The organism is Variovorax sp. FW301-JW7, from assembly GCF_058788795.1.
The window spans coordinates 88,003-110,311 of record NZ_JBYTBC010000011.1 but is presented as its reverse complement, the minus strand read 5'-3'; the positions used below and the strand labels follow the sequence as shown (position 1 = coordinate 110,311).

Genomic DNA, 22,309 nt, shown 5'->3' with positions numbered 1-22,309 from the left:
AGGCGGATTGTCCCGCAACGCTTATGCCGGAATGTGAGTCGGCTTATGCCCCCACGGCCAGTGCCTCGGCCGGGGTGGCCCGCACCATGCGCTTGAGCTCCGGCACGCACGAGCCGCAGTTGGTGCCGCACTTCAGCGCTCCCTGCAGCGCCGCCAGCCGCTCGTCGGCGCTGCCGGTGCAGCGCAGCAGCTCGGCCTCGATGGCGCGGTCGGTCACGTTGAAGCAGGCGCACACCGGCTTGCCGCGCGACTGCACGGCCACCGGCGCGCGGGCGCCCGGCGACAGCAGCAGGCGGCCGTAGCTCTGGGCCGGAAGTTCCTCGCGCAGCAGGGTGGCGATCCAGGCTTCGGCGCTGGTGTCGCCGCCCAGCAGGAAGGCCTCGAGCCCGGCGCTGCCGTCGGCGCGGCGCACCAGCCGCGCGGCGCGGCGCTGGCCGCGGCGGTGGTCGGCGTAGCGCAGGGTGTCGGCGGTCTGCAGGCCCAGCAGGGCTTCGATCTGGCCGACCAGCGCGGCATCGGGCGCGTCGTGCGCGGCGGCGCGGAACAGGACGCCGCTGCGCTCTTCCTCGCCCGGCGCATTGCCCGCGAACGGCACGCAGGTGGCGAAGGGGAACAGCGCCATCAGCGGCTGCAGCGCGCGCTGCGCCGTGAGCGCGTCGCCGGCGGGCAGCCAGGCCATGGCCAGCAGCGACCACGGCAGCTCGGCCTTGAGGATCTTCACCGGCGTGTGCTTGAGCTCGGGCTGCTTCGAGGTCGGGCAGTAGGCCGGCGTGGTCAGCGCATTGATGCCCGCGAGCCGCACGCCGGTCGACGAGCAGCCGCTCAGGTACTCCTCGCCCCAGTGCATGGCGACGAAGGCCTGGCTCATGCCGATCTCGGCGCTGGCGCGTGCCGGCAGCAGGATCGAGCCGCGCTTCGACGTGAGGTGCACCAGGTCGCCCTCGCCGATCTGGCGGCGCGCCATGTCCTGCGCGTTCATCTGCACCACGGGCTCGGCCACGTGGCCGAACAGCTTGCCGACCGTGCCGGTGCGGCTCATGCCATGCCACTGGTCGCGCAGCCGGCCGGTGTTCAGTGAGAAGGGGTAGCGTGCCTCGCGCGCCTCGGCCACGGGCTTGTAGGGCGTGTCGACAAAGCGCGCGCGGCCGTCGGGCGTGGGGAACACGCCGTCTTCGTACAGGCGCACGCGGCCGGTGCGCTCGCCTTCCTTCAGCGGCCATTGCTGCGGACCGGCGCTCTCGAGCATCGCGTAGCTCAGGCCGGTGATGTCGAGGTCGCGCCCGCGCGTGGATTCGCGGTGCTCGTTCCAGACCGACTCGGCGCTCTCGTACGGGAACAGCGTGAAGCTGCGGCCCAGTTGCGCTTCGAGCCGGCGCGCAAAGGCCACGGCGATCGACCAGTCGTTGCGCGCCTCGCCCGGCGCCGGCACGGCGGGGCGCACGCGCGAGATGCGGCGCTCGCTGTTGGTCACGGTGCCTTCCTTCTCGCCCCAGGTCGTGGCGGGCAGCAGCAGGTCGGCGAAGGCGCAGGTGGCGGTGGTGGCGAAGGCTTCCTGCACCACGACGAACTCGGCGCGTTCGAGCGCGCGGCGCACCGTGGCCTGGTCGGGCATCGACTGGGCGGGGTTGGTGCAGGCGATCCACAGCGCGCGGATCTCGCCGTCGGCCGCGGCCTGGAACATCTCCACGGCCGTCTTGCCGGGCTTCTCGGGCACCGAGGGCACGCCCCACAGCGCGGCCACTTCGGCGCGGTGCTCGGGGTTGGCCAGGTCGCGGTGCGCGCTCAGCAGGTTGGCCAGGCCGCCCACCTCGCGCCCGCCCATCGCATTGGGCTGGCCCGTGAGCGAGAACGGGCCCGCGCCGGGCTTGCCGATCTGGCCCGTGGCCAGGTGCAGGTTGATGAGCGCGGCGTTCTTCGCCGTGCCACTGGACGACTGGTTCAAGCCCTGGCAATACAGGCTCAACGTGGCGGGCGAGGTGGCGAACATGCGCGCCGCCGCGAGCAGGTCGTCCTTCGGAATGCCGCACACCTGCGCGACCTTGTCGGGCGTGCACTCGCGCACCGTGGCCTTGAGCGCGTCGAAGCCGTTGGTGCGGGCCGCGATGTAGGCGGTGTCGGTCCAGCCTTCCCACAGCATCAGGTGCAGCATGCCGTGGAACAGCATGACGTCGGTGCCGGGCTGGATCGGCAGGAACAGGTCGGCGATCTCGACCGTGTCGGTGCGGCGCGGGTCGGCCACGACGATCTTCAGCGCCGGGTTCGCGGCCTTCGCGTCTTCGATGCGGCGAAAAAGAATCGGGTGCGCCCACGCCGTGTTGCTGCCCACGATGAACAGGCACTCGGCGTGCTTCAGGTCGTCGTAGCAGGCCGGCGGCGCGTCGGCGCCCAGCGTCTGCTTGTAGCCGGCCACCGCGCTGCTCATGCACAGGCGCGAGTTGGTGTCGATGTTGTTGGTGCCGACCAGGCCCTTGGCCAGCTTGTTGAAGACGTAGTAGTCCTCGGTGAGCAGCTGGCCCGACACGTAGAAGCCGACCGCATCGGGGCCGTGGTCGCGCACCACCTGCGCGAACTTGCCGGCGGCGAGGTCGAGCGCGTGGTCCCACGCCACGGGCGCGGGCGTGTCGTTGCGCGCGAGGCGCTGCAGGGGCTGCAGCAGCCGCGTCTGGCGCGTGACGGTCGCGCTGGCCGTGAGGTGCAGCGTCGAGCCCTTGCTGCACAGGCGCCCGAAGTTGGCCGGGTGGTCGGGGTCGCCGCGCACGCCGGTGATCTGCGCGCCGTCGGACTCGATGATCACACCGCAGCCCACGCCGCAGTAGGGGCAGGTGGACTTCGTTTCGTTCATGGGGGGCGCGGCCGGTCTCAAGCGGAAACGAGCGCGATGGTGCGCGCCGGGCCGGCCACGGGACGGGGCAGGTCGATGGCATGCGTTGCCAGCTCGTGTGCGTCCAGGTGCACCACGCCGTCTGTCACCTGCACCGCGAACTTCGGCGTGCAGCCTTCGTCGGGCGACTTGGCGCAGCCGTCGTCCAGCCCGATGGCCCAGTTGTGCAGCGGGCAGGCCACGCTGGTGCCGAACACGATGCCTTGGCTCAGCGGGCCGCCCTTGTGCGGGCAGCGGTCGAGCAGTGCGAAGACCTGGTCTTCGGCGTTGCGGAACACGGCCACGTCCACGCCGGCCGCGCGCGTTACGCGGCGCGCACCGAGCACGGGAATGTCGTCGATGCGGCAGATGGCTTTCCATTCGCTCATGGGGTGTTTCCTCTCTTTTCTTTGTCAGGCGGATTGGGCGATGTCGCTGGCGATGGCCACCGGCTCGAACTGCCGCACGTCCACCGAGGCCTGGGCCGACTCGAACCACGGATCGGGTTCGCCGTCGAGCGCGAACTGCAGCCGCTCCCACAGCGCCTTGCGGCCCTCGGCGTCTTCGAGGATCTTCTTCTTCACGTAGTCCAGGCCCACGCGGCCGATGTAGTGCACCGTGCGCTCCAGGTACCAGCCTTCCTCGCGGTACAGCTGCAGGAAGGCGCCGGTGAACTCCATCACTTCCTGGCTGGTCTTCACCTTCACGAGGAACTGCGCCACCTCGGTCTTGATGCCGCCGTTGCCGCCCACGTACAGCTCCCAGCCCGAGTCGACGCCGATCACGCCCACGTCCTTGATGCCGGCTTCGGCGCAGTTGCGCGGGCAGCCCGACACGGCCAGCTTGACCTTGTGCGGCGAGTACATGGCCCACAGCGCGCGCTCCAGGTCCTTGCCCATCTGCGTGCTGTCCTGCGTGCCGAAGCGGCACCACTCGCTGCCCACGCAGGTCTTCACCGTGCGCAGCGACTTGGCATACGCAAAGCCCGAGGGCATGCCGATGTCCTTCCACACGCCTTCGAGGTCTTCCTTCTTCACGCCCAAGAGGTCGATGCGCTGGCCGCCCGTGACCTTGACGGTCGGGATCTTGTACTTGTCGGCCGCGTCGGCAATGCGGCGCAGCTCGTCGGGCGTGGTGTGGCCGCCCCACATGCGCGGAATGACGGAATAGGTGCCGTCCTTCTGGATGTTGGCGTGGCTGCGCTCGTTGATGAAGCGGCTCTGCGGATCGTCCTTCGCCTCTTTCGGCCAGGTGCTGATGAGGTAGTAGTTGACGGCCGGGCGGCAGGTGGCGCAGCCGTTGGGCGTGCGCCAGCCCATGCCGCGGTACACGTCGGCGTGCGTGAGCCAGTGTTCCTTGCGGATGGCGTCGCGCACGTCCTGGTGGCTCATGTCGGTGCAGCCGCACACGGCCTTCTTCTTCGGCGTGGCCGAGTAGTCGCCGCCGGCCGTGAACATCAGGATCTGCTCGACCAGCCCGGTGCACGAGCCGCAACTGGCGCTGGCCTTGGTGTGCTTCTTCACCTCGTCGAGGGTGAACAGGCCCTTCTCCTTGATGGCCTTGCAGATGGTGCCCTTGTTCACGCCGTTGCAGCCGCACACCTCGGCGTCGTCGGGCATGCTCGCGGCCTTGCTGTGGCCTTCGTGGCCGATGTCGCCGATGTTCGATTCACCGAACATCAGCTTGTCGCGGATGTCGTGCACGCTGCGCCCGTCGCGCAGCAGCTTGAAGTACCAGCTGCCGTCCACCGTGTCGCCGTACAGGCAAGCGCCGATGAGCTTGTCGTCTTTCAGCACCAGCTTCTTGTAGACGCCGCCGAAGGGGTCGCTCATCACGATTTCTTCGGTGCCTTCGCCGCCCATGAACTCGCCGGCGCTGAACAGGTCGATGCCCGTCACCTTGAGCTTGGTCGACGTGAGCGACCCCAGGTAGCGGCCGATGCCGAACTGCGCGAGGTGGTTGGCCGCCACCTTGGCCTGCTCGAACAGCGGCGCGACCAGGCCGTAGGCGATGCCGCGGTGCGCCGCGCATTCGCCCACCGAGTAGATGCGCGCATCGGTCACGGTCTGCATGGTGTCGGTGACCACGATGCCGCGGTTGCAGTGCAGGCGCATCTTCTCGGCGAGATCGACATTGGGGCGGATGCCCACGGCCATCACCACGAGGTCGGCGGCGACTTCGGTGCCGTCCTTGAAGCGGATCGCCTTCACGCGGCCATCGTCGCCCCCGACGAGGTCTTGCGTCTGCGCGCCCATGAGGAACTTCAGGCCGCGGTCTTCGAGCGACTTCTGCAGCAGCTTGCCCGCCACGTCGTCGAGTTGGCGCTCCATGAGCCAGGGCATCACGTGCACCACCGTCACGGTCATGCCGCGCAGCATCAGGCCGTTGGCCGCTTCCAGGCCCAGCAGGCCGCCGCCGATGACCACCGCGTTCTTGTGCGTGCGCGCGGTCTCGATCATGTAGTCGGTGTCGGCGATGTCGCGGTAGGCGATCACGCCCTTCAGGTCCTTGCCGGGCACGGGCAGCATGAAGGGGTTGGAGCCGGTGCACATCAGCAGGCGGTCGTAGGCGGCCTCGGTACCGTCTTCGGCGCGCACGATGCGCTTGACGCGGTCGACCTCGACCACCTTCTTGCCGGCGTGCAGCGTGATGTGGTTGTCGCTGTACCACTCCCAGCTGTTGAGCACGATCTCGTCCACCGTCTGCTCGCCCGCGAGCACCGGCGACAGCAGGATGCGGTTGTAGTTCGGGTGCGGCTCGGCGCCGAAGACGGTGATGTCGTACAGGTCGGGTGCGATCTTCAGCAGCTCTTCGAGCGTGCGCACGCCGGCCATGCCGTTGCCGACCATCACGAGTTTCATTTTCTTCATGGGGCTGGACCTTTCAGGGAAATCAAGCGAACGACAGCCCGTGGCGCGCGGTCAGAATCGCGCCATGAGCTTTGAAGTGGACATCGGCTACAGCAGCCAGCGCGGGCCGCGCGACGCGAACGAAGACTTCGCCGGCACGGTGCATGCGCCGGCCGGCGACGAGGCGCGCGGGCTCATCGCCGCCATTGCCGACGGGGTCTCGAGCGGCGGACGCGGGCGCGAAGCGGCGCAGACCACGGTGATGGGCCTGCTGGCCGACTACTTCGCCACGCCCGCGACCTGGGAGCCGACCGCCGCGCTCGACCGCCTGATCGGCGCGCAGAACGGCTGGCTGGCCGACCACAACCGCCGGCGCCAGGGCAAGCAGGAGGGGGCCGGCACGGCGCTCACCACGCTCACCGCGCTGGTGCTGCACGGCCAGAGCTACACGCTGGCCCACGTGGGCGACACGCGTGCCTGGCGCGTGCGCGCCGACGGCGAGCCCGCGCAGCTGCTCACGCAGGACCACGCCTTCGACCACCCCGACATGCGCAGCCGGCTCACGCGCGCCATCGGCCTGGACGACCAGGTGCGCGTCGACTACCTGCAGGGCGACGTGCGCGTGGGCGACTGCTTCGTGCTCAGCACCGACGGCGTGCACGGCGTGCTCAAGCCGCAGCAGGTGGCCGCGCTCGCGCTGCAGGGCGACGCCGAGGCCGCGAGCGAGGCGCTGGTGCAGGCCGCGCTGGACGCCGGCACGCGCGACAACGCGACCGCGCTGGTGATCCGCGTGGTGGGGCTCGATGCGCGCCAGCTCGACGACGAACTCGGCGACGGCCGACGCCTCGCACCGCCGCCCGTGCTCAAGGTGAGCGACGTGCTCGACGGCTACGTCGTCACCGGCCTGGTGGCCGACACCGGCGTGCACCTGCTGTACCAGGCGCGCCATCCGGTCACGCGCGAGCTGGTCGCGCTCAAGACCCTGCACCCCTCGCGCGCCGGCGACCCGCAGGAGCGCGCGATGCTGGCGCACGAGGCCTGGCTGGGGCAGCGCGTGGGGCAGGGCGGCGGCTTCGTGCGCGTGCACGAGCGCGCGCCGGATGCCAGCGCGCTGTACATCGTGTTCGACTGGCACGGCGGGCGCACGCTCGAGCAGATGCGCAAGGACGGCACGCGCGGCACTGTGGCCGAGGTGGTCGCCGCGGCCATCGAGGTGAGCCGCGCACTCGGGCGGCTGCACCGCCACGGCGTGGTCCACCGCGACATCAAGCCCGGCAACCTGCACCGGGGCGACGACGGGCGCTGGCGCATCCTCGACCTGGGCGTGGCGATCTCGGGCCGCGAGGGCGCGGCGCAGCGCGAGCTGCATGCGGGCACGCCGAGCTACATCAACCCCGAGCAGTGGGAAGAGGGCGGCGTGGCCGACGCGGGCAGCGACCTGTTCGCGCTCGGCGCCACGCTCTACCAGTGGCTCGGCGGCCACCTGCCCTACGGCGAGATCGAGCCCTACCAGGTGGCGCGCTACCGGCGCGACCCGGTCGCGCTCTCGCGCCTGCGGCCCGACGTGCCCGTGTGGCTCGACCACCTCGTGCGCAAGGCGGTGGCCCGCGATTCGCGCGAACGCTTCGAGACCGCCGAGGAGATGCTGCTCGCGCTGGAGCGCGGTGCTTCGCGCCCCGTGAATGCGCCCGCCGCCACGCCGCTGATCCGCCGCGATCCGCTCGCGCTGTACCAGCTCGCGCTCGGCGTGTCCGTTCTCTTCAACGTGCTGCTCATCGTGTGGCTTCTCTTCCTGCCACGTTGAGCGGGGGTGGGCGAAGCGGGTCATGAACGGGCGGCCTTGCGAACGGGCGACGGCTTGGCAACCGCAGGCGCCGGCGTGACGCGCGCCCGTCCGCCCTTTTCGGCCCAGGTGCGCGTCCAGCGGATCTGCATCACGCGCATCACGCTCAGCATCGCCAGCGAGAGCGCACCGAAGAACACGAAGCCCCAGGCGTAGCTGCCCAGGTACTGCTTCGACAGGCCCATGGCGTTGGGCACCAGGCCGCCGCCGAGGGCGCCGATCTCGCCGATCATCGAGCCGGCCACGGCCGTGCTCGTGGGCCAGCGCAGCGGCACCAGCTGGAACAGCGCCCCGTTGCCCGCGCCCAGCGCGGCGAAGCACACGATCAGCAGCAGCGTGGTGAGCGCCAGCGAGCCCGACGAGAAGCCCACCAGCACGAGGCCCACGGCCACCACCAGCAGCACCACCGTGAGCGTGTTCACGCCGCCCCAGCGGTCGGACAGCCAGCCGCCCACGATGCGCACCGCCGCGCCCATGAAGGCCGCGAGCATCGTCAGCTGCCCCGCCTGCACCTTGCTCACGCCGAACTGGTCGTAGTAGTACGAGGGCAGGAAGGTCGTGAGGCCGATGAAGCCGCCGAAGGTCACGCCGTAGATCAGGCTGAAGACCCAGCCGTCTTTCTCGAACAGGCAGGCGATGTGCGCGCGGAAGCTGCCGTGCGGGTCCACGTCCGGCGGCTCCTTGGCGAAGACCACCATCACGACCATCGGGATGAGGATCGCGACGGCGGCCACGCCGTAGACCGCCTGCCAGCCCAGCCACAGTGCGAGCGGCGGGGCCACCAGCACCGACACGGCCGTGCCCACGTTGCCCGCACCCACCAGGCCCATCGCCAGGCCCTTGTGCTGCGGCGGGAACCAGCCCGAGCCCAGCGACAGCGCCACGCCGAAGCTCGCGCCGGCAATGCCCAGCAGCACGCCCATGGCGAGCAGGTCGTTGAAGCTCTTCACGAAGAAGAAGCCGAACAGCATCGCCACGGCGATGAGGCCCATCTCGACCAGCGTGGCCTTCTTGCGGCCGATGTACTGCGACAGCAGGCCCAGCGGAAAGCGCATGAGCGCGCCCGCGATGATCGGCACCGACAGCATCAGTCCCTTCTGCGCGGGCGAGAGGTTGAAGGTCTCGCCGATGAAGGGCGCCATGGCGCCGTTGAGCACCCAGATGCAGCAGGAGAACGAGAAGTACAGGAAGGCCGCGAACAGGGTCGGACTGTGGCCTGACTGCAAGAAATTCCTGAAACCTGACATGGCGTTCAAAGGTGCAAAAAGCCGCGGCCCGGCCTGGGGCAGGCCGTGTCGACGGACGGGGTTGGGGTCGGGGTGCCGGCAGCGGACGCTGTCGGCGTGGGGGTGTGCCCGGCCTGAGCGTGGCCGGGCGGGATGCAGGAGGCTGCAGCCTCATCACCAAAGCGGTGCTTCGTTACACCGCACCCCATCCAATGCAAGAGGCGTGCCTGCGAATGCAGGCTGGCGTGGCCTATGCTTCCCGGGCCTTGCCACACCTTGCCGCCATGTCCCTTCTCGTCGTCCTTTCCCCTGAAGCCGCTGACGGCGAGCCCTTGCCGGCGTCGCTGCAGCAATCGATCGATGCCGCGGGCGTCGCGGTGCTCGGGCGTGCGGGCTGCCACACGCTGGTGCAGCGCACGCAGGCGCTCGCACCGTCGATGGTCCTGGTGCATCTGGGCGAGGCGGCGCCGCAGCTCGATGCGTTGCTCGAAGCGCTGGCCCCCTGGGGCGGCGCACCGCCGTGTGCACTGGGCGTGATGAGCGCGCCGCTGGACGGCGCACAGCACGCGGCGCTCGTGGCCGCGGGCGTGCACGGGTGGGTACCCATCGAGAGCGCCGATGCGCTCGCCGCACTGACCGCGCAGGCGCAGGCCCGCTGGAGCCGCGAGGCCGCGCTGCGCACCGAACTCGACGCCCTGCGCACGCGCATGGACGAGCGCAAGTGGGTCGATCGCGCCAAGGGCTTGCTGATGTCCGCGCGCGGCATCGGCGAAGACGAGGCCTTCGGCCTGCTGCGCGGCGCCGCGATGCACGCCAACCTGCGGCTGGGCGAGGTGTCGCGCTCGGTCATCGAGGCCGCGCAGTGGGCCGAGGCGATCAACCGCGCGGGTCAGCTGCGCATGCTCTCGCAGCGGCTGGTGCGCGTGGCGGCGCAGCTCGCGGCCGGCATCGATGCGCAGCGTGCGCGCGTGCTGCGCACGCAGTCGACCGAGCGCGTGCAGCAGACGCTGGGTCATCTGACGGCCCTCGAGCTGGGACCGGCCGGCGTGCAGGCGCTCGGCGAGGTGCAGGCCGCGTGGCTCGCGCTGGCCGCGCTGCTGGTTGCCAAGCCTGCGTCGCAAGGGCTGGCTGCGATCGATGCGCGCGGCGAGGCCTTGCTGTCGGCGGCCGAGTCGCTGACGGACGCGCTGGAGGCCTCGGGTGCGCGGCGCGCGCTGCGCATCGTCAACATCTGCGGGCGGCAGCGCATGCGCGCGCAGCGGCTGGCCAAGGATGCATTGCTGGCCTCGACGCTCGCGGCCGGCGCCTCGCGCGAGCGGCTGTTGCCGACCATGAACGAATTCGAAGCCGCGCTGCTGGAGCTGGAGCGTGCGCCGCTCAGCTCGCCCGAGATCCGTGCCGGGCTGGCGAGCGCGCGCGACGAATGGCTGCGCCTCGTCGGCGGTGTGCAGGCGCTCGACAGCGCCGAGGGGCGCGCCACGCTGGTGCGTTCCAGCGAAGCGCTCGTGGACACCTTCGAGCGTCTCACGGGGTGGTACGAGCACAGCCTGCAGGTCATCATGTCTTGACGCCCGTCGTGCTGCGCCGACTGGATCAGGCCGCGGCCTTCTCCACATGCGCCTGGCGCGTGTAGAGAAAATCGATCACCGCCTTGCGCGCATGCACATAGGCCGGGTCTTCGGCCAGCGCCACGCGGTTGCGCGGGCGCGCGATGTCCACCGCCAGCACGTCGCCGATGGTGGCGGCGGGGCCGTTGGTGAGCATCACGATGCGGTCGCTGAGCAGCACGGCCTCGTCGACGTCGTGCGTGACCATGACGACCGTGCTGCGCGTCTTCTGCACGATGGCGAGCAGCTCGTCCTGCAGCTTGGCGCGGGTGAGGGCGTCGAGCGCGCCGAAGGGCTCGTCCATCAGCAGCACCTTGGGCTCCATCGACAGCGCACGCGCGATGCCCACGCGCTGCTTCATGCCGCCCGAGATTTCACCGGGCCGCTTTTGCGCGGCGGGCGTGAGGCCCACCAGCGCGAGCGCCGCGTCGGTGCGCTCGCGCAGCTGCGCCTTGCCCTCGGTGGCCGCGAACACGCGCTCGACCGCGAGGTACACGTTCTCGAAGCAGGTGAGCCAGGGCAGCAGCGAGTGGTTCTGGAACACCACGGCGCGCTCGGGCCCCGGGCCCTTGATCTCCTTGTTGGCGCACAGCAGCACGCCCTGCGTGGGCGTGGTCAGCCCGGCGATGAGGTTCAGCAGCGTCGACTTGCCGCAGCCCGAGTGCCCGATGAGCGTGACGAACTCGCCCTTGGCCACGTTCAGGTTCACGTCGCGCAGCGCGACGAAGCGGCCCTTGGGCGTCTTGAACGCCTGTTCGACGCCATGGATCTCGATGTACTTGCTGTCGTCGTTCATGACTTCACCTCTTCGAACGTGAATGCGGTGGCGAGCTTGATGAGCGCGAACTCCAGCACCAGACCGACGATGCCGATCACGAAGATCGCGATGATGATGTTGGCGACGTTGAGGTTGTTCCACTCGTCCCACACCCAGAAGCCGATGCCGACACCGCCCGTGAGCATCTCGGCCGCGACGATCACCAGCCACGCGGTGCCCACGGCCAGGCGCACGCCCGTGAGCATGTAGGGCAGCACAGCGGGAAAGAGGATCTTGGTGAGGATCTTCCACTCGCTGAGGTTGAGCACCTTGGCCACGTTCATGTAGTCGCTGGGCACGCGCTGCACGCCCACGGCGGTGTTGATGACCATCGGCCAGATCGAGCAGATGAAGATGGTCCAGATCGCGGCCGGGTTGGCGCCCTTGAACACCAGGAGGCCGATGGGCAGCCACGCCAGCGGCGACACCGGGCGCAGCAGGCTGATGAGCGGGTTGAACATGCGCGAGAGGAACTCGAAGCGCCCGATGGCGAAGCCGGCCGGAATGCCGACCGCCGCCGCGAGCCCGAAGCCCAATGCCACGCGCTGCAGCGACGACAGCACGTTCCAGCCCACGCCCTGGTCGTTCGGTCCCTTGCTGTAGAACGGGTCGCTGAACACCGTGAGCGCCTGCTGCCAGGTGGCCAGCGGCGAGGGGAAGCCGGTGGTGCTTTTCATGGCCACGATCTCCCACACCAGCACCAGCAGGCCGAAGCCCAGGAATGGCGGGAGCACGCGCATCCAGAAGGCGCGCAGATCGAGCGGCGTGCGGGGCTTTTGCTCCCTCTCCCCTCTGGGGAGAGGGCTGGGGTGAGGGGCAGCCTCAACGCGGGGCACAGCCTCACCCCGACCCTCTCCCGCACGCGGGAGGGGGAGAGAGACATCCATCGGCGAATGAAAGACAGCGCTGACCATGGTGCGTTTCTCCTCAGACATGGAGCTTGAAAGACTCGGCGTACTTCTTCGGGTCCTTGCCGTCCCACACGGAGCCATCGAAGAGCTTGCTGGTGCGCAGCACGTCCTTGGGCACGGGCGTCTGCGTGGCGGCGGCGGCCTGCTTGTAGATGTCGATGCGGTTGATCTCGGTGGCCACCTTCAGGTAGTCGGGGTGCTCCTTCAAGAGGCCCCAGCGCTTGTGCTGCGTGAGGAACCACATGCCGTCCGACAGGTACGGGAAGTTCACGGCGCCGCCGTTGTAGAACTTCATGTGGTTGGGGTCGTCCCAGCTCTTGCCCAGGCCGTTGGTGTAGCGGCCCAGGATGCGCTGGTTGATGGCGTCCACGCTGGTGTTGACGTAGCTCTTGTCAGCAATGGTTTCGGCCATCTTGTTCTTGTTCTGCAGGCCGGTGTCGATCCACTTGCCGGCCTCGAGGATCGCGGCCGTCACCGCACGCGCGGTGTTGGGGTACTTCTTGACGAAGTCGCCGGTGGTGCCGAGCACCTTCTCGGGGTGGTCCTTCCAGATGTCCTGCGTCGTGATGCCGGTGAAGCCGATGCCGTCCATGATCGCGCGCTGGCCCCAGGGCTCGCCCACGCAGTAGCCGTCCATGTTGCCCACGCGCATGTTGGCCACCATCTGCGGGGGCGGCACGGTGATGTTCTTCACGTCCTTGAACGGGTCGATGCCGGCCGAGGCGAGCCAGTAGTACAGCCACATGGCGTGCGTGCCGGTGGGGAAGGTGTGGGCGAAGGTGTATTCGCCCTTTTCCTTGGCGATGAGCTTGGCGAGCGAGGCGGCATCGACCGCGCCCTTGTCGGCCAGCTTCTTCGAGAGCGTGATGGCCTGGCCGTTGTTGTTCAGGGTCATGAGCACGGCCATGTCCTTCTTCGGGCCGCTCACGCCCAGGTGCATGCCGTACACGAGGCCGTAGAGCACGTGCGCCATGTCGAGGTCGCCGTTCACGAGCTTGTCGCGCACGCCGGCCCAGCTGGCTTCCTTGCTCGGCACGATCTTCACGCCGTACTTCTTGTCGATGCCCAGCACCGAGGCCATCACCACGCTGGCGCAGTCGGTCAGCGGGATGAAGCCGATCTTCACTTCTTCCTTCTCGGGCTTGTCCGAGCCCTGGGCCCAGACGGCGGCGCGCAGCGCGGGGTCGATGCCCACGGCGCCGAGGGCGGCGGCCTGCAGCACGCGGCGCCGGCTCAGTTTGGTTTTCAGCAGCAGATCGGACATGGGCGGGGCTCCAGAAGTGAAAGACAAAAACGAAAAGGCGTCCGCACCGCGCAGGGGCTGCTCGTGAACGAGCCCTTGCGGGATGGGGACGCCTTTGTCCGGTTCGGTGGGCCACACCCGCCGTTGGGTGCAACCTGCCTTTGAGACCTTGCGGTCCCGTGCCAAGGACTACGCAAGCGACGTGCCAGCTCGAACCCGCCGTTGGGAGCTATGGAAAAGATAGCTGGCAGGGCGCGCCGGTGCAGGGGAAAGTTCCTGCTGGCTCGCTAATCCGGGCGACGCACAACTGTTGTGCGCTGCACCAATCCAAGCGGCCCGGGTCAGCGCCGCGGTGCAGCCTCGAGCGGCAGGTAGTCGGCCATGGCCAGCATCGACTCGGCCACGTCGACGAGGCGGCGTTTCTGGTTCATGGCGGTCTGGCGCAGCATCTTGTGCGCCTCGGCCTCGCTCAGGCGGCGGTGCGCCATCAGGAGGCCCTTGGCGCGCTCGACGATCTTGCGTTCGTTGAGCGAGGCACGCACGGTGTCGAGTTCGTCGCTCATGGCCTGCAGGCGCTGCGACTGCTCCTGGACCATGTCGAGCACCGAGCGTTCGAGGTGGCGCCCGAGCTGCGCCGGCGTGGCGTCCTGCGCCTGCTGGGCATCGTCGAAGAAGAGCGCGCCGCCGGCCTGCGGCGCCAGCGTGCCGAGCAGCTGCCGGTAGGCCGCCAGCTCGCTGCGCGCCTGGGCGGTCTTGTGGTCGCACAGCGCGCGCAGGTCGGCCGAGAGGCGGTTCTCGACCGTCTGCATGGCGTCGATGCGCCGCGTGCAGCAGTCGAACCAGGCCTGGCTCAGCAGCGCGTCGGCCGGCACCGAGGTGGCGCCCTTGCGGCGCAGGCGCTCGAGCTCGGCGAGCACGGCGTCCGACTGGCTGTCGTGCCACAGCGTGCGCACCGCGTCGCCCGAGAAGTCGATGAACACCTGGAAGCAGCGCTCCTGCGACTCGATGAGGTGGCGCCACTGCTGGCGCTGCGCGTCGTCGCCCCGGCCCAGCGCGAGCGCGGCGGCGCCGAAGGCGCGCTCCTGGCCGGCGAACTCCTTGCCCTGCATGAAGTTGAACATCGCCACCAGCAGGCGCGAAATCTCGGGGTCGGTGGCGCCGTCGGCCGCCTCGAACACCACCGCCAGCAGGCCGGCCACGAGCTTGGCGAAGGCGGCCACGGCCTGCGCCGGCTGGAGCTCGAGCGCGTCGATGCGCCGGCGCAGCGCGGGCAGGGCGTCCAGGCCGGGCAGCACCCAGGCGATGCGGCTGAACAGGCGCGCGCCGTGGCCGGCGCCCACCGCGCGGTGGTGCTCGGCCTCGAGCCGGTCGAAGCCGGCGCGCACCTGCTGCTCGAGCGCCAGGCATTCGGCGATCTGCGGTGCGCGCTGGTCGGCGAAGCGCCCGCCGTGCGAGGCCAGGAACACGTTCGACATGCCGCGCTCGCGCTGCAGCGCATGCACGAGCCGCCCGATGGCGCCGACCAGCTCGCTGGTGCGCGCGAGCTGGTCCAGCGCGTCGATCTCGCATCGGCGCGCGGCAATCAGGAAGCTCAGGCCGGAAGTCATTCGTTGGGGGCGCGGAAGGGGCGCCTTCCGCTCGTGCAACTTCCGTGCCTCGCTTGCCCCTTCGCGGGCGCCGCCGGCGGGCGGCCCCTACACTCGGCGCCATGCTCTTGTTGGGAATCGAATCATCCTGCGACGAGACCGGCGTGGCGCTGGTCGAGTCGCACGGCGACGCGCTGCCGCTGCTGCGTTCGCACGCGCTGCACAGCCAGATCGCCATGCACCAGGCCTACGGCGGCGTGGTGCCCGAGCTGGCCAGCCGCGACCACATCCGCCGCGTGCTGCCGCTCACCGAAGCCGTCATGGCCGAGGCCGGACGCTCGCTGGCCGAGATCGACGTGGTGGCCTACACGCGCGGGCCCGGCCTGGCCGGCGCGCTGCTCGTGGGCGCCGGCGTGGCCTGCGCGCTCGGCGTGGCGCTGGGCAAGCCGGTGCTGGGGGTGCATCACCTCGAGGGGCACCTGCTGTCGCCGTTCCTGAGCGCCGATCCGCCCGAATTTCCGTTCGTGGCGCTGCTGGTGTCGGGCGGCCACACGCAGCTGATGCGGGTCGACGGCGTGGGCCGCTACGAACTGCTCGGCGAGACCATCGACGACGCAGCCGGCGAGGCCTTCGACAAGAGCGCCAAGCTCATGGGCCTGCCGTACCCCGGCGGCCCCTGGCTCGCGAAGCTGGCCGAAGAGGGCGACGCCGCGGCCTTCAAGCTGCCGCGACCGCTGCTGCACAGCGGCGATCTCGACTTTTCGTTTGCCGGCCTGAAGACGGCCGTGCTCACGCAGGCCAAGAAGCTCGGCGACCAGCTCGAGGCGCGCAAGGCCGACCTCGCCGCCTCCACGCAGGCGGCCATCGTCGAGGTGCTGCTGAAGAAGTCGCTCGCGGCGCTCGACCAGACCGGCCTGAAGCGGCTGGTGGTGGCCGGCGGCGTGGGGGCCAACAGGAACCTGCGCGAGCAGCTGAACGCCGCCTGCGCCAAGCGCAAGGTGCGCGTGCACTACCCCGAACTGCACCTGTGCACCGACAACGGCGCCATGATCGCCATGGCCGCCGCAATGCGGCTGCAGTCGGGCCTGTCGCAGGCCACCGAGCGCTATGCCTTCGACGTCAAGCCGCGATGGCCGATGGCATCGCTGATGACGCCCGAGACGCCGCAGCCGGAAACCGCGTAGCCGGCGCGCGTGCGCCGCGCCCCAGTGAAGGCAGCGGCAGCACGTCAAGCACATTGCGCCAGAGCTGGCGCCATTCGGGCCAGTCATGGCCGCCTTCGGTGGTGAACACGCGTCCCGGCGGCAGGGCGTCGGCCAGCAGCTTGTGGTTGCTGGCAAAGCGGTCGGCCAGGCCGAAACCCAGGTACAGCGGCGGCAGGTCTTTGGAGGGCTTCGGCGCCAGGTACTGCTGGAAGAAGGGCCAGAGCTTGCGGTCGGGCTCCTCGTCGGGCTGCGGCCCGGTGGGCGCCTGCCAGGTGCGCAGGCCGCCGGCCTTCTTGATTTCCGCGCCGAGCACGCGGCGCCCGAGGTAGGGCGCCAGCGCCACGATGCCGTCCACCGAGCCCGGCCGCGCCAGTTCGTGGATCAGCGCGCCGAAACCGCCGATGGAAATGCCGACCAGCCAGATCGAGGTGTAGCCCTTGGCCCGCTGCGGCTCGATGACGTCGGCATGCAGCCGCTCGCTGAGGGTCTGGTCGTAGTAGTAGGAGACGTCCGCATCGACCAGCAGCGCATCGGCTGCGAGGTGCCGTTCGCGCACGGCGCTGATGAAACCCTCGCGCTCGAACTCTTCGGGCTTGAGGTAGGCCCCCGGCAGGAAGATCAGGAGCGTGTCGGACCGTTCGTTGTCATTGGCTGACTGCAGGTGCGTTTTCATGGTGCCTTGAGGCACACCCGCTGTCCGCACCGCCCCGGGAACTCGATGCGTTTACGAGATGCCCACGAAGAAGAAAGTACTAAAAAATCGTCACATCATGTGACGTTATCCAGCGCTATTGTGAATACGACGCTTGTTTAAAGTCAAAACAAGCTGTCACTAACATTTTCTTCGTGGGGGCATCGGTCCGACTAGTTGATCTGCAAGTGCGAAACCTGGCTTGCCGGCACCAGCTTGCCGAGCTTCAGGGTCAGCACGCCGTTCTCCAGCTTGGCTTCGCTGGTGGCCAGGTCGATGGCCTGCGGCAGCTCGTAGGCGAGCTTGATCTGGCGTTTGGCTTCGGCCTTGCTTTCGATGCGGACCACGGCGCCTTCGATGGCCACCGACAGGTCTTCACGCGACAGGCCGGGCACGTCCAGCGACAGGGTCCAGCTCTTGTCGTCCTGCTCGACCAGGGGCGAGCGGCGGGCGCCGGCGAAGGCGTCGTTCACGAAGCGCTCGAAAGCGCGGTCGTGGGCACGGGGGGCGAAATGCGCGCTGCGATGGGTGGGGGTGAAGAACATGGCGAAAACTCCAGGGTGAATGAACACAATGGGGACATGGAATGTGTGTCCCGTACACTGCGCGGCCTTTCCATCGTGAGTGCCGCTTGACACCTCATCTAGGCGCATCGGCACGCGTTTCAAGACAATGAAAACCCCCTTTATTTGGCGTCGCCAGGCCTTGAAATTCGCAGCGGCGGCGCTATGCGCGACCCCGTTCGCCGGCTTCGCGCAGGCCTCGCAGCCCGCCCCGATCCGGCTGGCGCTCATCGAGAGCATGAGCGGCCCGTTTGCCAACACCGGCGAAGCCGTGTTCCGCAACCTGCTGTGGGCCGTGGAGCGTGTGAATGCACGCGGCGGCGTGAAGCTGCCGGGCGGCGCACGGCCGCTGCAGCTGGACCGCTACGACAGCAAGGGCCAGAACGAAGAGGCCCTGTCGGCACTGCGCGCGGCCATGGACGACGGCACTCGCATCGTGCTGCAGGGCAATTCGTCGGTGACGGCCGCGGCGCTGATCGATGCCATCGACAAGAACAACGAGCGCGACCCGTCGCGGCGCGTGATCTTCCTGAACTACTCGGCCGTCGATCCGGTGCTGACCAACGAGCGCTGCAGCTTCTGGCACTTCCGCTTCGACGCCCATGCCGACATGCGCGTGGCCGCGCTGATGGACGTGGTCAAGGACGACGCGGCGCTCAAGCGCGTCTACCTGATCGGCCAGGACTACAGCTTCGGCCAGGCCGTGCTGCGCGAGTCGCGCCGCCAGCTCGGCGTGCAGCGCCCCGACGTGGAGATCGTCGGCGACGAGCTGCACCCGATGGGCAAGGTGAAGGACTTCGCGCCCTACGCCACCAAGATCCTCGCCAGCGGCGCGCAGGCCGTGGTCACCGGCAACTGGGGCAACGACCTCACGCTGCTCGTGAAGGCCGCGCGCGAAGCCGGCTTCAACGGCAGCTTTTACACCTTCTACGGCAATGCGCTGGGCGCGCCAGCCGCCATCGGCGACGCGGGCATCGGCCGCGTGGTGGCCGTGGCCGACTGGCTGCCGAACGTGCAGACACCGCAGTCCGAGGCCTTCTACCGGGCCTTCCGCACGCGCTTTCCGCGCCCGGCCGACGACTACGTGCACATGCGCATGCAGCTCTTGGTCGAGTCGCTCGCGCAGGCGCTGGAGCGCGCGGGCAGCACCGAGGCCGTGCCGCTGGCGCGCGCGCTGGAGCAGGCCGACGTGAGCCTGTACGGCCAGCGCGGGCGCATGCGCGCGGCCGACCACCAGTTCCAGCAGCAGCTCGTGGTGGGCGTGATGGACAAGCAGGGCAAGCCCGGCGTGCAGTTCGACGTCGAGGGCTCGGGCTACGGCTTTCGCGTGATCAAGACGATCGCGCCCGAGCGTGCCGAGCAGCCCACCTCTTGCAAGATGAAGCGCCCCTGAGGTGCATGACCCCGACAGCACAGGAACTCCCAGACATGCGTGAAGCCATCCACCACCTCGAAGCCTCGAAGATCCGCGAAGTCGCCAACGCCGGCATGGGCCGCGACGACGTGCTCGCCTTCTGGTTCGGCGAGAGCGACGAGGTCACTCCCGAGGTGATCCGCCAGGCGGCCATCGAGTCGCTGCAGCGCGGCGAAACCTTTTATGCGCACAACCTCGGCCTGCCCGAGCTGCGCGAAGCCATCGCGCGCTACACCAGCCGCCTGCACCCGACGGTCGATGCTTCGCGCATCGCCGTCACCTCAGGCGGCGTGAGCGCGCTGATGCTCGCGGTGCAGGCGCTGGTCGACGCGGGCGACGACGTGGTTGCCGTCACGCCCGTGTGGCCCAACCTCACGGCGCAGCCGGCGATCATGGGCGCGCAGGTGCGCACGGTGTCGCTGGTGCCGGTGAACGGGCAGTGGACGCTCGACCTGTCCGCGTTGCGCGCGGCGGTCACGCCGAAGACGAAGCTGCTCATCGTCAATGCGCCGAACAACCCCACGGGCTGGACGATGACGCGCGACGAGCAGCAGGCCGTGCTCGACCATTGCCGCCAGACCGGCACCTGGATCCTGGCGGATGAGGTGTACGAGCGCCTGTACTTCGAGCCCACGCCGAACGGTTGTGCGCCGAGCTTCCTCGACATCTCGACGCCCGACGACCGCCTCGTCGTGACGCACAGCTTCTCGAAGAGCTTCCTCATGACCGGCTGGCGCCTCGGATGGCTGGTGCTGCCGCCGGCGATGGTCGACGGCATCGGCAAGTTGATCGAGTTCAACACCTCGTGCGCCAGCGTGTTCACGCAGCGCGCCGCCATCGCGGCGCTCGCGCACACGGCCGACATCACGCCGCGCGTGGTCGCGCACCTGAAGCAGTGCCGCGACACGCTGGTGCCGCTGCTGGCGGCCGTGCCGGGCGTGCAGGTGGCGCCGGCCAAGGGCGGCATGTACGCCTTCTTCCGGCTCGAAGGTTTCGGCGATTCGCTCGAGCTCGCCAAGCGCCTCGTCGCCGAAGCCGGCCTGGGGCTCGCGCCGGGCAACGCCTTCGCGCCCGAGGCGCAGGGTTGGTTGCGCTGGTGCTTTGCGTCGAAAGACCCGCAGCGGCTCGTGCAGGGCGTCGAGCGGCTGCGCGGCTGGCTGGCCAAGCAGCAGGGCTGAGGCTTTCCGGCATGGCGTCGAGGTCCGCGCCCGTCGATGCCGTGCGCATCCGCGGATCGGCGCTGCCGGGCCTGCAGGCGATTGCGGCCGAATCGAGTCGCAGCTTTCCGCGCCACATGCACGACGTGTTCGGCATCGGCGTGATGGACCGCGGCGGGCAGCGCTCGGCCAGCGGGCGCGGCGCGGTCGAGGCGGTGCGCGGCGATGTCATCACGGTGAATCCGGGCGAGGTGCACGACGGTGTCGCGATGCGCGGTGAAGCGCGGGCCTGGCGCATGCTGCATCTGGCGCCTGCGCTGTTGTCGGATGGCGCGCCGCCGGGGTTCGAGCTGACGCGGCCGGTGCTGAGCGATCCGGCGCTGCGGCTGGGCTTCGACCGGCTGTTCACGGCCGTCGTCGAAGGCGACGACGCGCTGGCGCTGGAGCAGGGCGTGCTGCAACTGCTGCGCGATGCGCCCGGCGCACGGGCTCCTGAATCGCCACGGCGCGTGGCGCCGACAGCGATGGAACGCGCACGTGCACGCATCGCCGACGACTGCATCCACGCGCCCACGCTCGCCGAACTGGCGCGCGAAGCGGGCCTGAGCCGCTACCAGCTGTTGCGCGGCTTCGCGGCCGCCTTCGGGCTGCCGCCGCATGCCTGGCTGCAGCAGTGCCGGCTGTCGCGCGCCCGCCGGCTGATCGCGCAGGGCAGGGCGCTGGCCGATGCCGCAGCCGGTGCAGGCTTCTCTGACCAGAGCCACATGACGCGGGCCTTCGTGCGCTTCCTGGGCTTCACGCCCGGGGCGTATGCGGCGGCGCGCTAGCTCGATTCCTGCAATTTCGTTCAAGACCGCCGCGCCCCTGGCGGGAGACGCTCGCGCTTTCTGCAAAACGGAAGGCGATCAGGATGTCGGAACGAAGCAAGGGAATGTGGCTGTGCGCGCTCGCGATGGTCACGGTCGGCAGCACGGTGGTCGCGAGCAAGCTCATCGCCAGCGGCCTGCCGCCGTTCACGGCCACCGCGCTGCGCTTTGCACTGGCGCTGCCCGTGTTCCTGGCGCTGATGGGGTTCATGCGCGTGCGCTGGCCGCGCCCGGACCGCCACGACGCCGTGCTGCTGCTGTGCCAGGCGGCGGCGGGCAGCGTCGGCTATACGGTGCTGCTGATCCTGGGTGTGCGCTGGGCGCCGGCCGCCGACGCGGGCGTGGTGACCGGCACGCTGCCGGCCATGGCCGCGCTGGTGGCCGTGCTGGCGCTGCGCGAGCGGCCGGGGCGCTTCCTGGTGGGCGGGATCGTGCTTGCGAGCCTGGGCGTGCTGGCGATCACGCTGCGTCCGGGCGACGGAGGTGGCGAGCGCACGTCGACCGCGCTGCTCGGCAACCTGCTGGTGCTGGGGGCGGTGGCGCTCGAGTCGCTGTTCATCCTTCTCAACAAGCGGCTGCGCGTGCCGCTGGCGCCGCTCGTGCAATCGACCGCGATGGTCGCGCTGGGGCTGCTGCTGTCCGTCGTTCCCGCGCTGCTGGAGCGCGCGTGGCTGCGGCCGATACCGGGCGAGGCGCTGGCCGGGGTGGCCTACTACGCGCTGGTGCCGACGGTGGCCGGCTTCCTGCTCTGGTACGCGGGCGCCGCCCGGCTGCGGGGCGCCGAGGCGGCGCTGTTCACGGCGCTGATGCCGGTGTCGGCGCTGGTCCTGGCCGCGTGGTGGCTCGGGGAGGCCGTGGGGTGGGCCCAGGTCGCCGGCGGCGCCTGCGTGCTCGGGGCCGTGGGGCTGGTTTCGCTCGACGGAAGGCGGCGGGAAGGAGCGGTCAAGCCGTCCGATGTATACTCCCAAAGCTTTGCATGCCGCAAGGCGCACGGTGAGGGCAGTTCCAGTGCTCACCGCAAGTCAAACATCCCGGAACAAGGAAATTCAACATGATCGCAGCCTCCATCAAGGCCGAAGTTGTCAAGGACAACGCCCGTGCAGCCAACGACACCGGCAGCCCCGAAGTGCAAGTCGCACTGCTGACCGCCCGTATCAACGAGCTGACCCCCCACTTCAAGACGCACGCCAAGGACCACCACGGTCGTCGCGGCCTGCTGCGCATGGTCAGCCGCCGTCGCAAGCTGCTCGACTACCTCAAGTCCAAGGACGCCGAGCGTTACACCGCGCTGATCGCCAAGCTGGGTCTGCGCAAGTAATTCGAATCGCATGAAAAAACGCCTGGGTTAGTCCGCTAGCTCAGGCGTTTTTTACTTCGCGATCCACTTTCGGAGTGCCCAACAGAGCGAAGCTGTGTCATTCCAATGAAGTTCGCCCCGAGCTTCGCTGGAATGGCATCGTGTTCTGAGCAG

The 22,309-nt window shown here is 69.5% G+C and carries 18 protein-coding genes; 8 read left to right on the top strand and 10 right to left on the bottom strand.

Annotated features, from left to right (window positions below; genetic code table 11):
* Positions 1 to 43: 43 nt before the first annotated feature.
* The 3 genes from AC3WQM_RS26030 to nirB are packed head-to-tail and all read right to left on the bottom strand — an operon-like array spanning position 44 to position 5,730.
* Positions 44 to 2,842, bottom strand: a complete 2,799-nt coding sequence (locus tag AC3WQM_RS26030) for a nitrate reductase (RefSeq protein ID WP_492682785.1) — start codon at positions 2,840 to 2,842, stop codon at positions 44 to 46.
* 17 nt (positions 2,843 to 2,859) lie between these two features.
* Positions 2,860 to 3,249, bottom strand: coding sequence for a nitrite reductase small subunit NirD (gene nirD, locus AC3WQM_RS26025; protein ID WP_489058766.1), 390 nt, complete (start codon positions 3,247 to 3,249; stop codon positions 2,860 to 2,862).
* Between the two features lie 24 nt (positions 3,250 to 3,273).
* Positions 3,274 to 5,730, bottom strand: coding sequence for a nitrite reductase large subunit NirB (nirB, locus tag AC3WQM_RS26020; protein ID WP_492682783.1), 2,457 nt, complete (start codon positions 5,728 to 5,730; stop codon positions 3,274 to 3,276).
* A gap of 64 nt (positions 5,731 to 5,794) precedes the next feature.
* Here nirB and AC3WQM_RS26015 point away from each other — a divergent pair, with 64 nt between their 5' ends.
* The gene (locus AC3WQM_RS26015) at positions 5,795 to 7,513 is read left to right on the top strand and encodes a bifunctional protein-serine/threonine kinase/phosphatase (protein ID WP_492682781.1); all 1,719 of its coding nucleotides are present in this window, start codon (positions 5,795 to 5,797) and stop codon (positions 7,511 to 7,513) included.
* Positions 7,514 to 7,533: 20 nt separating this feature from the next.
* On the opposite strand, the gene AC3WQM_RS26010 is transcribed toward AC3WQM_RS26015, so the two are convergent.
* Positions 7,534 to 8,799, bottom strand: coding sequence for an MFS transporter (locus AC3WQM_RS26010; RefSeq protein WP_492682779.1), 1,266 nt, complete (start codon positions 8,797 to 8,799; stop codon positions 7,534 to 7,536).
* Between the two features lie 263 nt (positions 8,800 to 9,062).
* Between AC3WQM_RS26010 and AC3WQM_RS26005 the strand changes: the two genes are divergently transcribed.
* Entirely contained in the window at positions 9,063 to 10,346 is a 1,284-nt protein-coding gene (locus AC3WQM_RS26005; protein ID WP_492682777.1) for an ANTAR domain-containing protein, read from the top strand.
* A gap of 25 nt (positions 10,347 to 10,371) precedes the next feature.
* Here AC3WQM_RS26005 and AC3WQM_RS26000 read toward each other — a convergent pair whose 3' ends face one another.
* The 4 genes from AC3WQM_RS26000 to AC3WQM_RS25985 form a co-directional block, all read right to left on the bottom strand.
* The gene (locus AC3WQM_RS26000; RefSeq protein WP_492682775.1) at positions 10,372 to 11,181 is read right to left on the bottom strand and encodes an ABC transporter ATP-binding protein; all 810 of its coding nucleotides are present in this window, start codon (positions 11,179 to 11,181) and stop codon (positions 10,372 to 10,374) included.
* Positions 11,178 to 12,116, bottom strand: a complete 939-nt coding sequence (gene ntrB / locus AC3WQM_RS25995) for a nitrate ABC transporter permease (protein WP_492682773.1) — start codon at positions 12,114 to 12,116, stop codon at positions 11,178 to 11,180. Before ntrB ends, AC3WQM_RS26000 begins: the two co-directional genes overlap by 4 nt.
* Positions 12,117 to 12,129: 13 nt before the next feature.
* Entirely contained in the window at positions 12,130 to 13,377 is a 1,248-nt protein-coding gene (locus tag AC3WQM_RS25990; protein WP_492682771.1) for a CmpA/NrtA family ABC transporter substrate-binding protein, read from the bottom strand.
* A gap of 320 nt (positions 13,378 to 13,697) precedes the next feature.
* Positions 13,698 to 14,963, bottom strand: a complete 1,266-nt coding sequence (locus tag AC3WQM_RS25985) for a nitrate- and nitrite sensing domain-containing protein (RefSeq protein WP_492682769.1) — start codon at positions 14,961 to 14,963, stop codon at positions 13,698 to 13,700.
* A gap of 101 nt (positions 14,964 to 15,064) precedes the next feature.
* Between AC3WQM_RS25985 and tsaD the strand changes: the two genes are divergently transcribed.
* Positions 15,065 to 16,126 (top strand): tRNA (adenosine(37)-N6)-threonylcarbamoyltransferase complex transferase subunit TsaD, encoded by a 1,062-nt coding sequence (gene tsaD / locus AC3WQM_RS25980; RefSeq protein WP_492682767.1) that lies wholly within the window; start codon positions 15,065 to 15,067, stop codon positions 16,124 to 16,126.
* Here the strand turns inward: tsaD and AC3WQM_RS25975 are convergent.
* Positions 16,062 to 16,820 carry an alpha/beta hydrolase gene (locus AC3WQM_RS25975; protein WP_489058758.1) on the bottom strand — a complete coding sequence of 253 codons (759 nt, stop codon included), beginning with the start codon at positions 16,818 to 16,820 and terminating at the stop codon, positions 16,062 to 16,064. The genes tsaD and AC3WQM_RS25975 overlap by 65 nt on opposite strands.
* 191 nt (positions 16,821 to 17,011) lie before the next feature.
* The gene (locus AC3WQM_RS25970; RefSeq protein ID WP_492682765.1) at positions 17,012 to 17,383 is read right to left on the bottom strand and encodes an Hsp20/alpha crystallin family protein; all 372 of its coding nucleotides are present in this window, start codon (positions 17,381 to 17,383) and stop codon (positions 17,012 to 17,014) included.
* Positions 17,384 to 17,510: 127 nt separating this feature from the next.
* Between AC3WQM_RS25970 and AC3WQM_RS25965 the strand changes: the two genes are divergently transcribed.
* From AC3WQM_RS25965 to rpsO, 5 genes are all read left to right on the top strand, one after another.
* Positions 17,511 to 18,794, top strand: coding sequence for a branched-chain amino acid ABC transporter substrate-binding protein (locus tag AC3WQM_RS25965; RefSeq protein ID WP_492682763.1), 1,284 nt, complete (start codon positions 17,511 to 17,513; stop codon positions 18,792 to 18,794).
* A 5-nt stretch (positions 18,795 to 18,799) separates the two neighbouring features.
* Positions 18,800 to 19,993, top strand: a complete 1,194-nt coding sequence (locus AC3WQM_RS25960) for a pyridoxal phosphate-dependent aminotransferase (protein WP_492682761.1) — start codon at positions 18,800 to 18,802, stop codon at positions 19,991 to 19,993.
* A gap of 11 nt (positions 19,994 to 20,004) precedes the next feature.
* The gene (locus AC3WQM_RS25955; RefSeq protein ID WP_492682759.1) at positions 20,005 to 20,799 is read left to right on the top strand and encodes a helix-turn-helix transcriptional regulator; all 795 of its coding nucleotides are present in this window, start codon (positions 20,005 to 20,007) and stop codon (positions 20,797 to 20,799) included.
* 83 nt (positions 20,800 to 20,882) lie between these two features.
* Entirely contained in the window at positions 20,883 to 21,893 is a 1,011-nt protein-coding gene (locus AC3WQM_RS25950) for a DMT family transporter (protein ID WP_492682757.1), read from the top strand.
* The gene (gene rpsO / locus AC3WQM_RS25945) at positions 21,890 to 22,156 is read left to right on the top strand and encodes a 30S ribosomal protein S15 (protein ID WP_056579564.1); all 267 of its coding nucleotides are present in this window, start codon (positions 21,890 to 21,892) and stop codon (positions 22,154 to 22,156) included. The genes AC3WQM_RS25950 and rpsO overlap by 4 nt, the downstream gene beginning before the upstream one ends.
* The last annotated feature ends 153 nt before the right edge of the window (positions 22,157 to 22,309 follow it).

Coding starts and splice junctions, on each gene's coding strand:
- AC3WQM_RS25965 (WP_492682763.1), top strand. CDS start 17,511: ATGAAAACCCCCTTTATTTGGCGTCGCCAGGCCTTGAAATTCGCAGCG.
- rpsO (WP_056579564.1), top strand. CDS start 21,890: ATGATCGCAGCCTCCATCAAGGCCGAAGTTGTCAAGGACAACGCCCGT.
- AC3WQM_RS25960 (WP_492682761.1), top strand. CDS start 18,800: ATGACCCCGACAGCACAGGAACTCCCAGACATGCGTGAAGCCATCCAC.
- AC3WQM_RS26005 (WP_492682777.1), top strand. CDS start 9,063: ATGTCCCTTCTCGTCGTCCTTTCCCCTGAAGCCGCTGACGGCGAGCCC.
- AC3WQM_RS26000 (WP_492682775.1), bottom strand. CDS start 11,181: ATGAACGACGACAGCAAGTACATCGAGATCCATGGCGTCGAACAGGCG.
- AC3WQM_RS26010 (WP_492682779.1), bottom strand. CDS start 8,799: ATGTCAGGTTTCAGGAATTTCTTGCAGTCAGGCCACAGTCCGACCCTG.
- nirD (WP_489058766.1), bottom strand. CDS start 3,249: ATGAGCGAATGGAAAGCCATCTGCCGCATCGACGACATTCCCGTGCTC.
- AC3WQM_RS25970 (WP_492682765.1), bottom strand. CDS start 17,383: ATGTTCTTCACCCCCACCCATCGCAGCGCGCATTTCGCCCCCCGTGCC.
- AC3WQM_RS26015 (WP_492682781.1), top strand. CDS start 5,795: ATGAGCTTTGAAGTGGACATCGGCTACAGCAGCCAGCGCGGGCCGCGC.
- nirB (WP_492682783.1), bottom strand. CDS start 5,730: ATGAAGAAAATGAAACTCGTGATGGTCGGCAACGGCATGGCCGGCGTG.
- AC3WQM_RS25975 (WP_489058758.1), bottom strand. CDS start 16,820: ATGAAAACGCACCTGCAGTCAGCCAATGACAACGAACGGTCCGACACG.
- tsaD (WP_492682767.1), top strand. CDS start 15,065: ATGCTCTTGTTGGGAATCGAATCATCCTGCGACGAGACCGGCGTGGCG.
- AC3WQM_RS25955 (WP_492682759.1), top strand. CDS start 20,005: ATGGCGTCGAGGTCCGCGCCCGTCGATGCCGTGCGCATCCGCGGATCG.
- AC3WQM_RS25985 (WP_492682769.1), bottom strand. CDS start 14,963: ATGACTTCCGGCCTGAGCTTCCTGATTGCCGCGCGCCGATGCGAGATC.
- AC3WQM_RS25990 (WP_492682771.1), bottom strand. CDS start 13,377: ATGTCCGATCTGCTGCTGAAAACCAAACTGAGCCGGCGCCGCGTGCTG.
- ntrB (WP_492682773.1), bottom strand. CDS start 12,116: ATGGTCAGCGCTGTCTTTCATTCGCCGATGGATGTCTCTCTCCCCCTC.
- AC3WQM_RS26030 (WP_492682785.1), bottom strand. CDS start 2,842: ATGAACGAAACGAAGTCCACCTGCCCCTACTGCGGCGTGGGCTGCGGT.
- AC3WQM_RS25950 (WP_492682757.1), top strand. CDS start 20,883: ATGTCGGAACGAAGCAAGGGAATGTGGCTGTGCGCGCTCGCGATGGTC.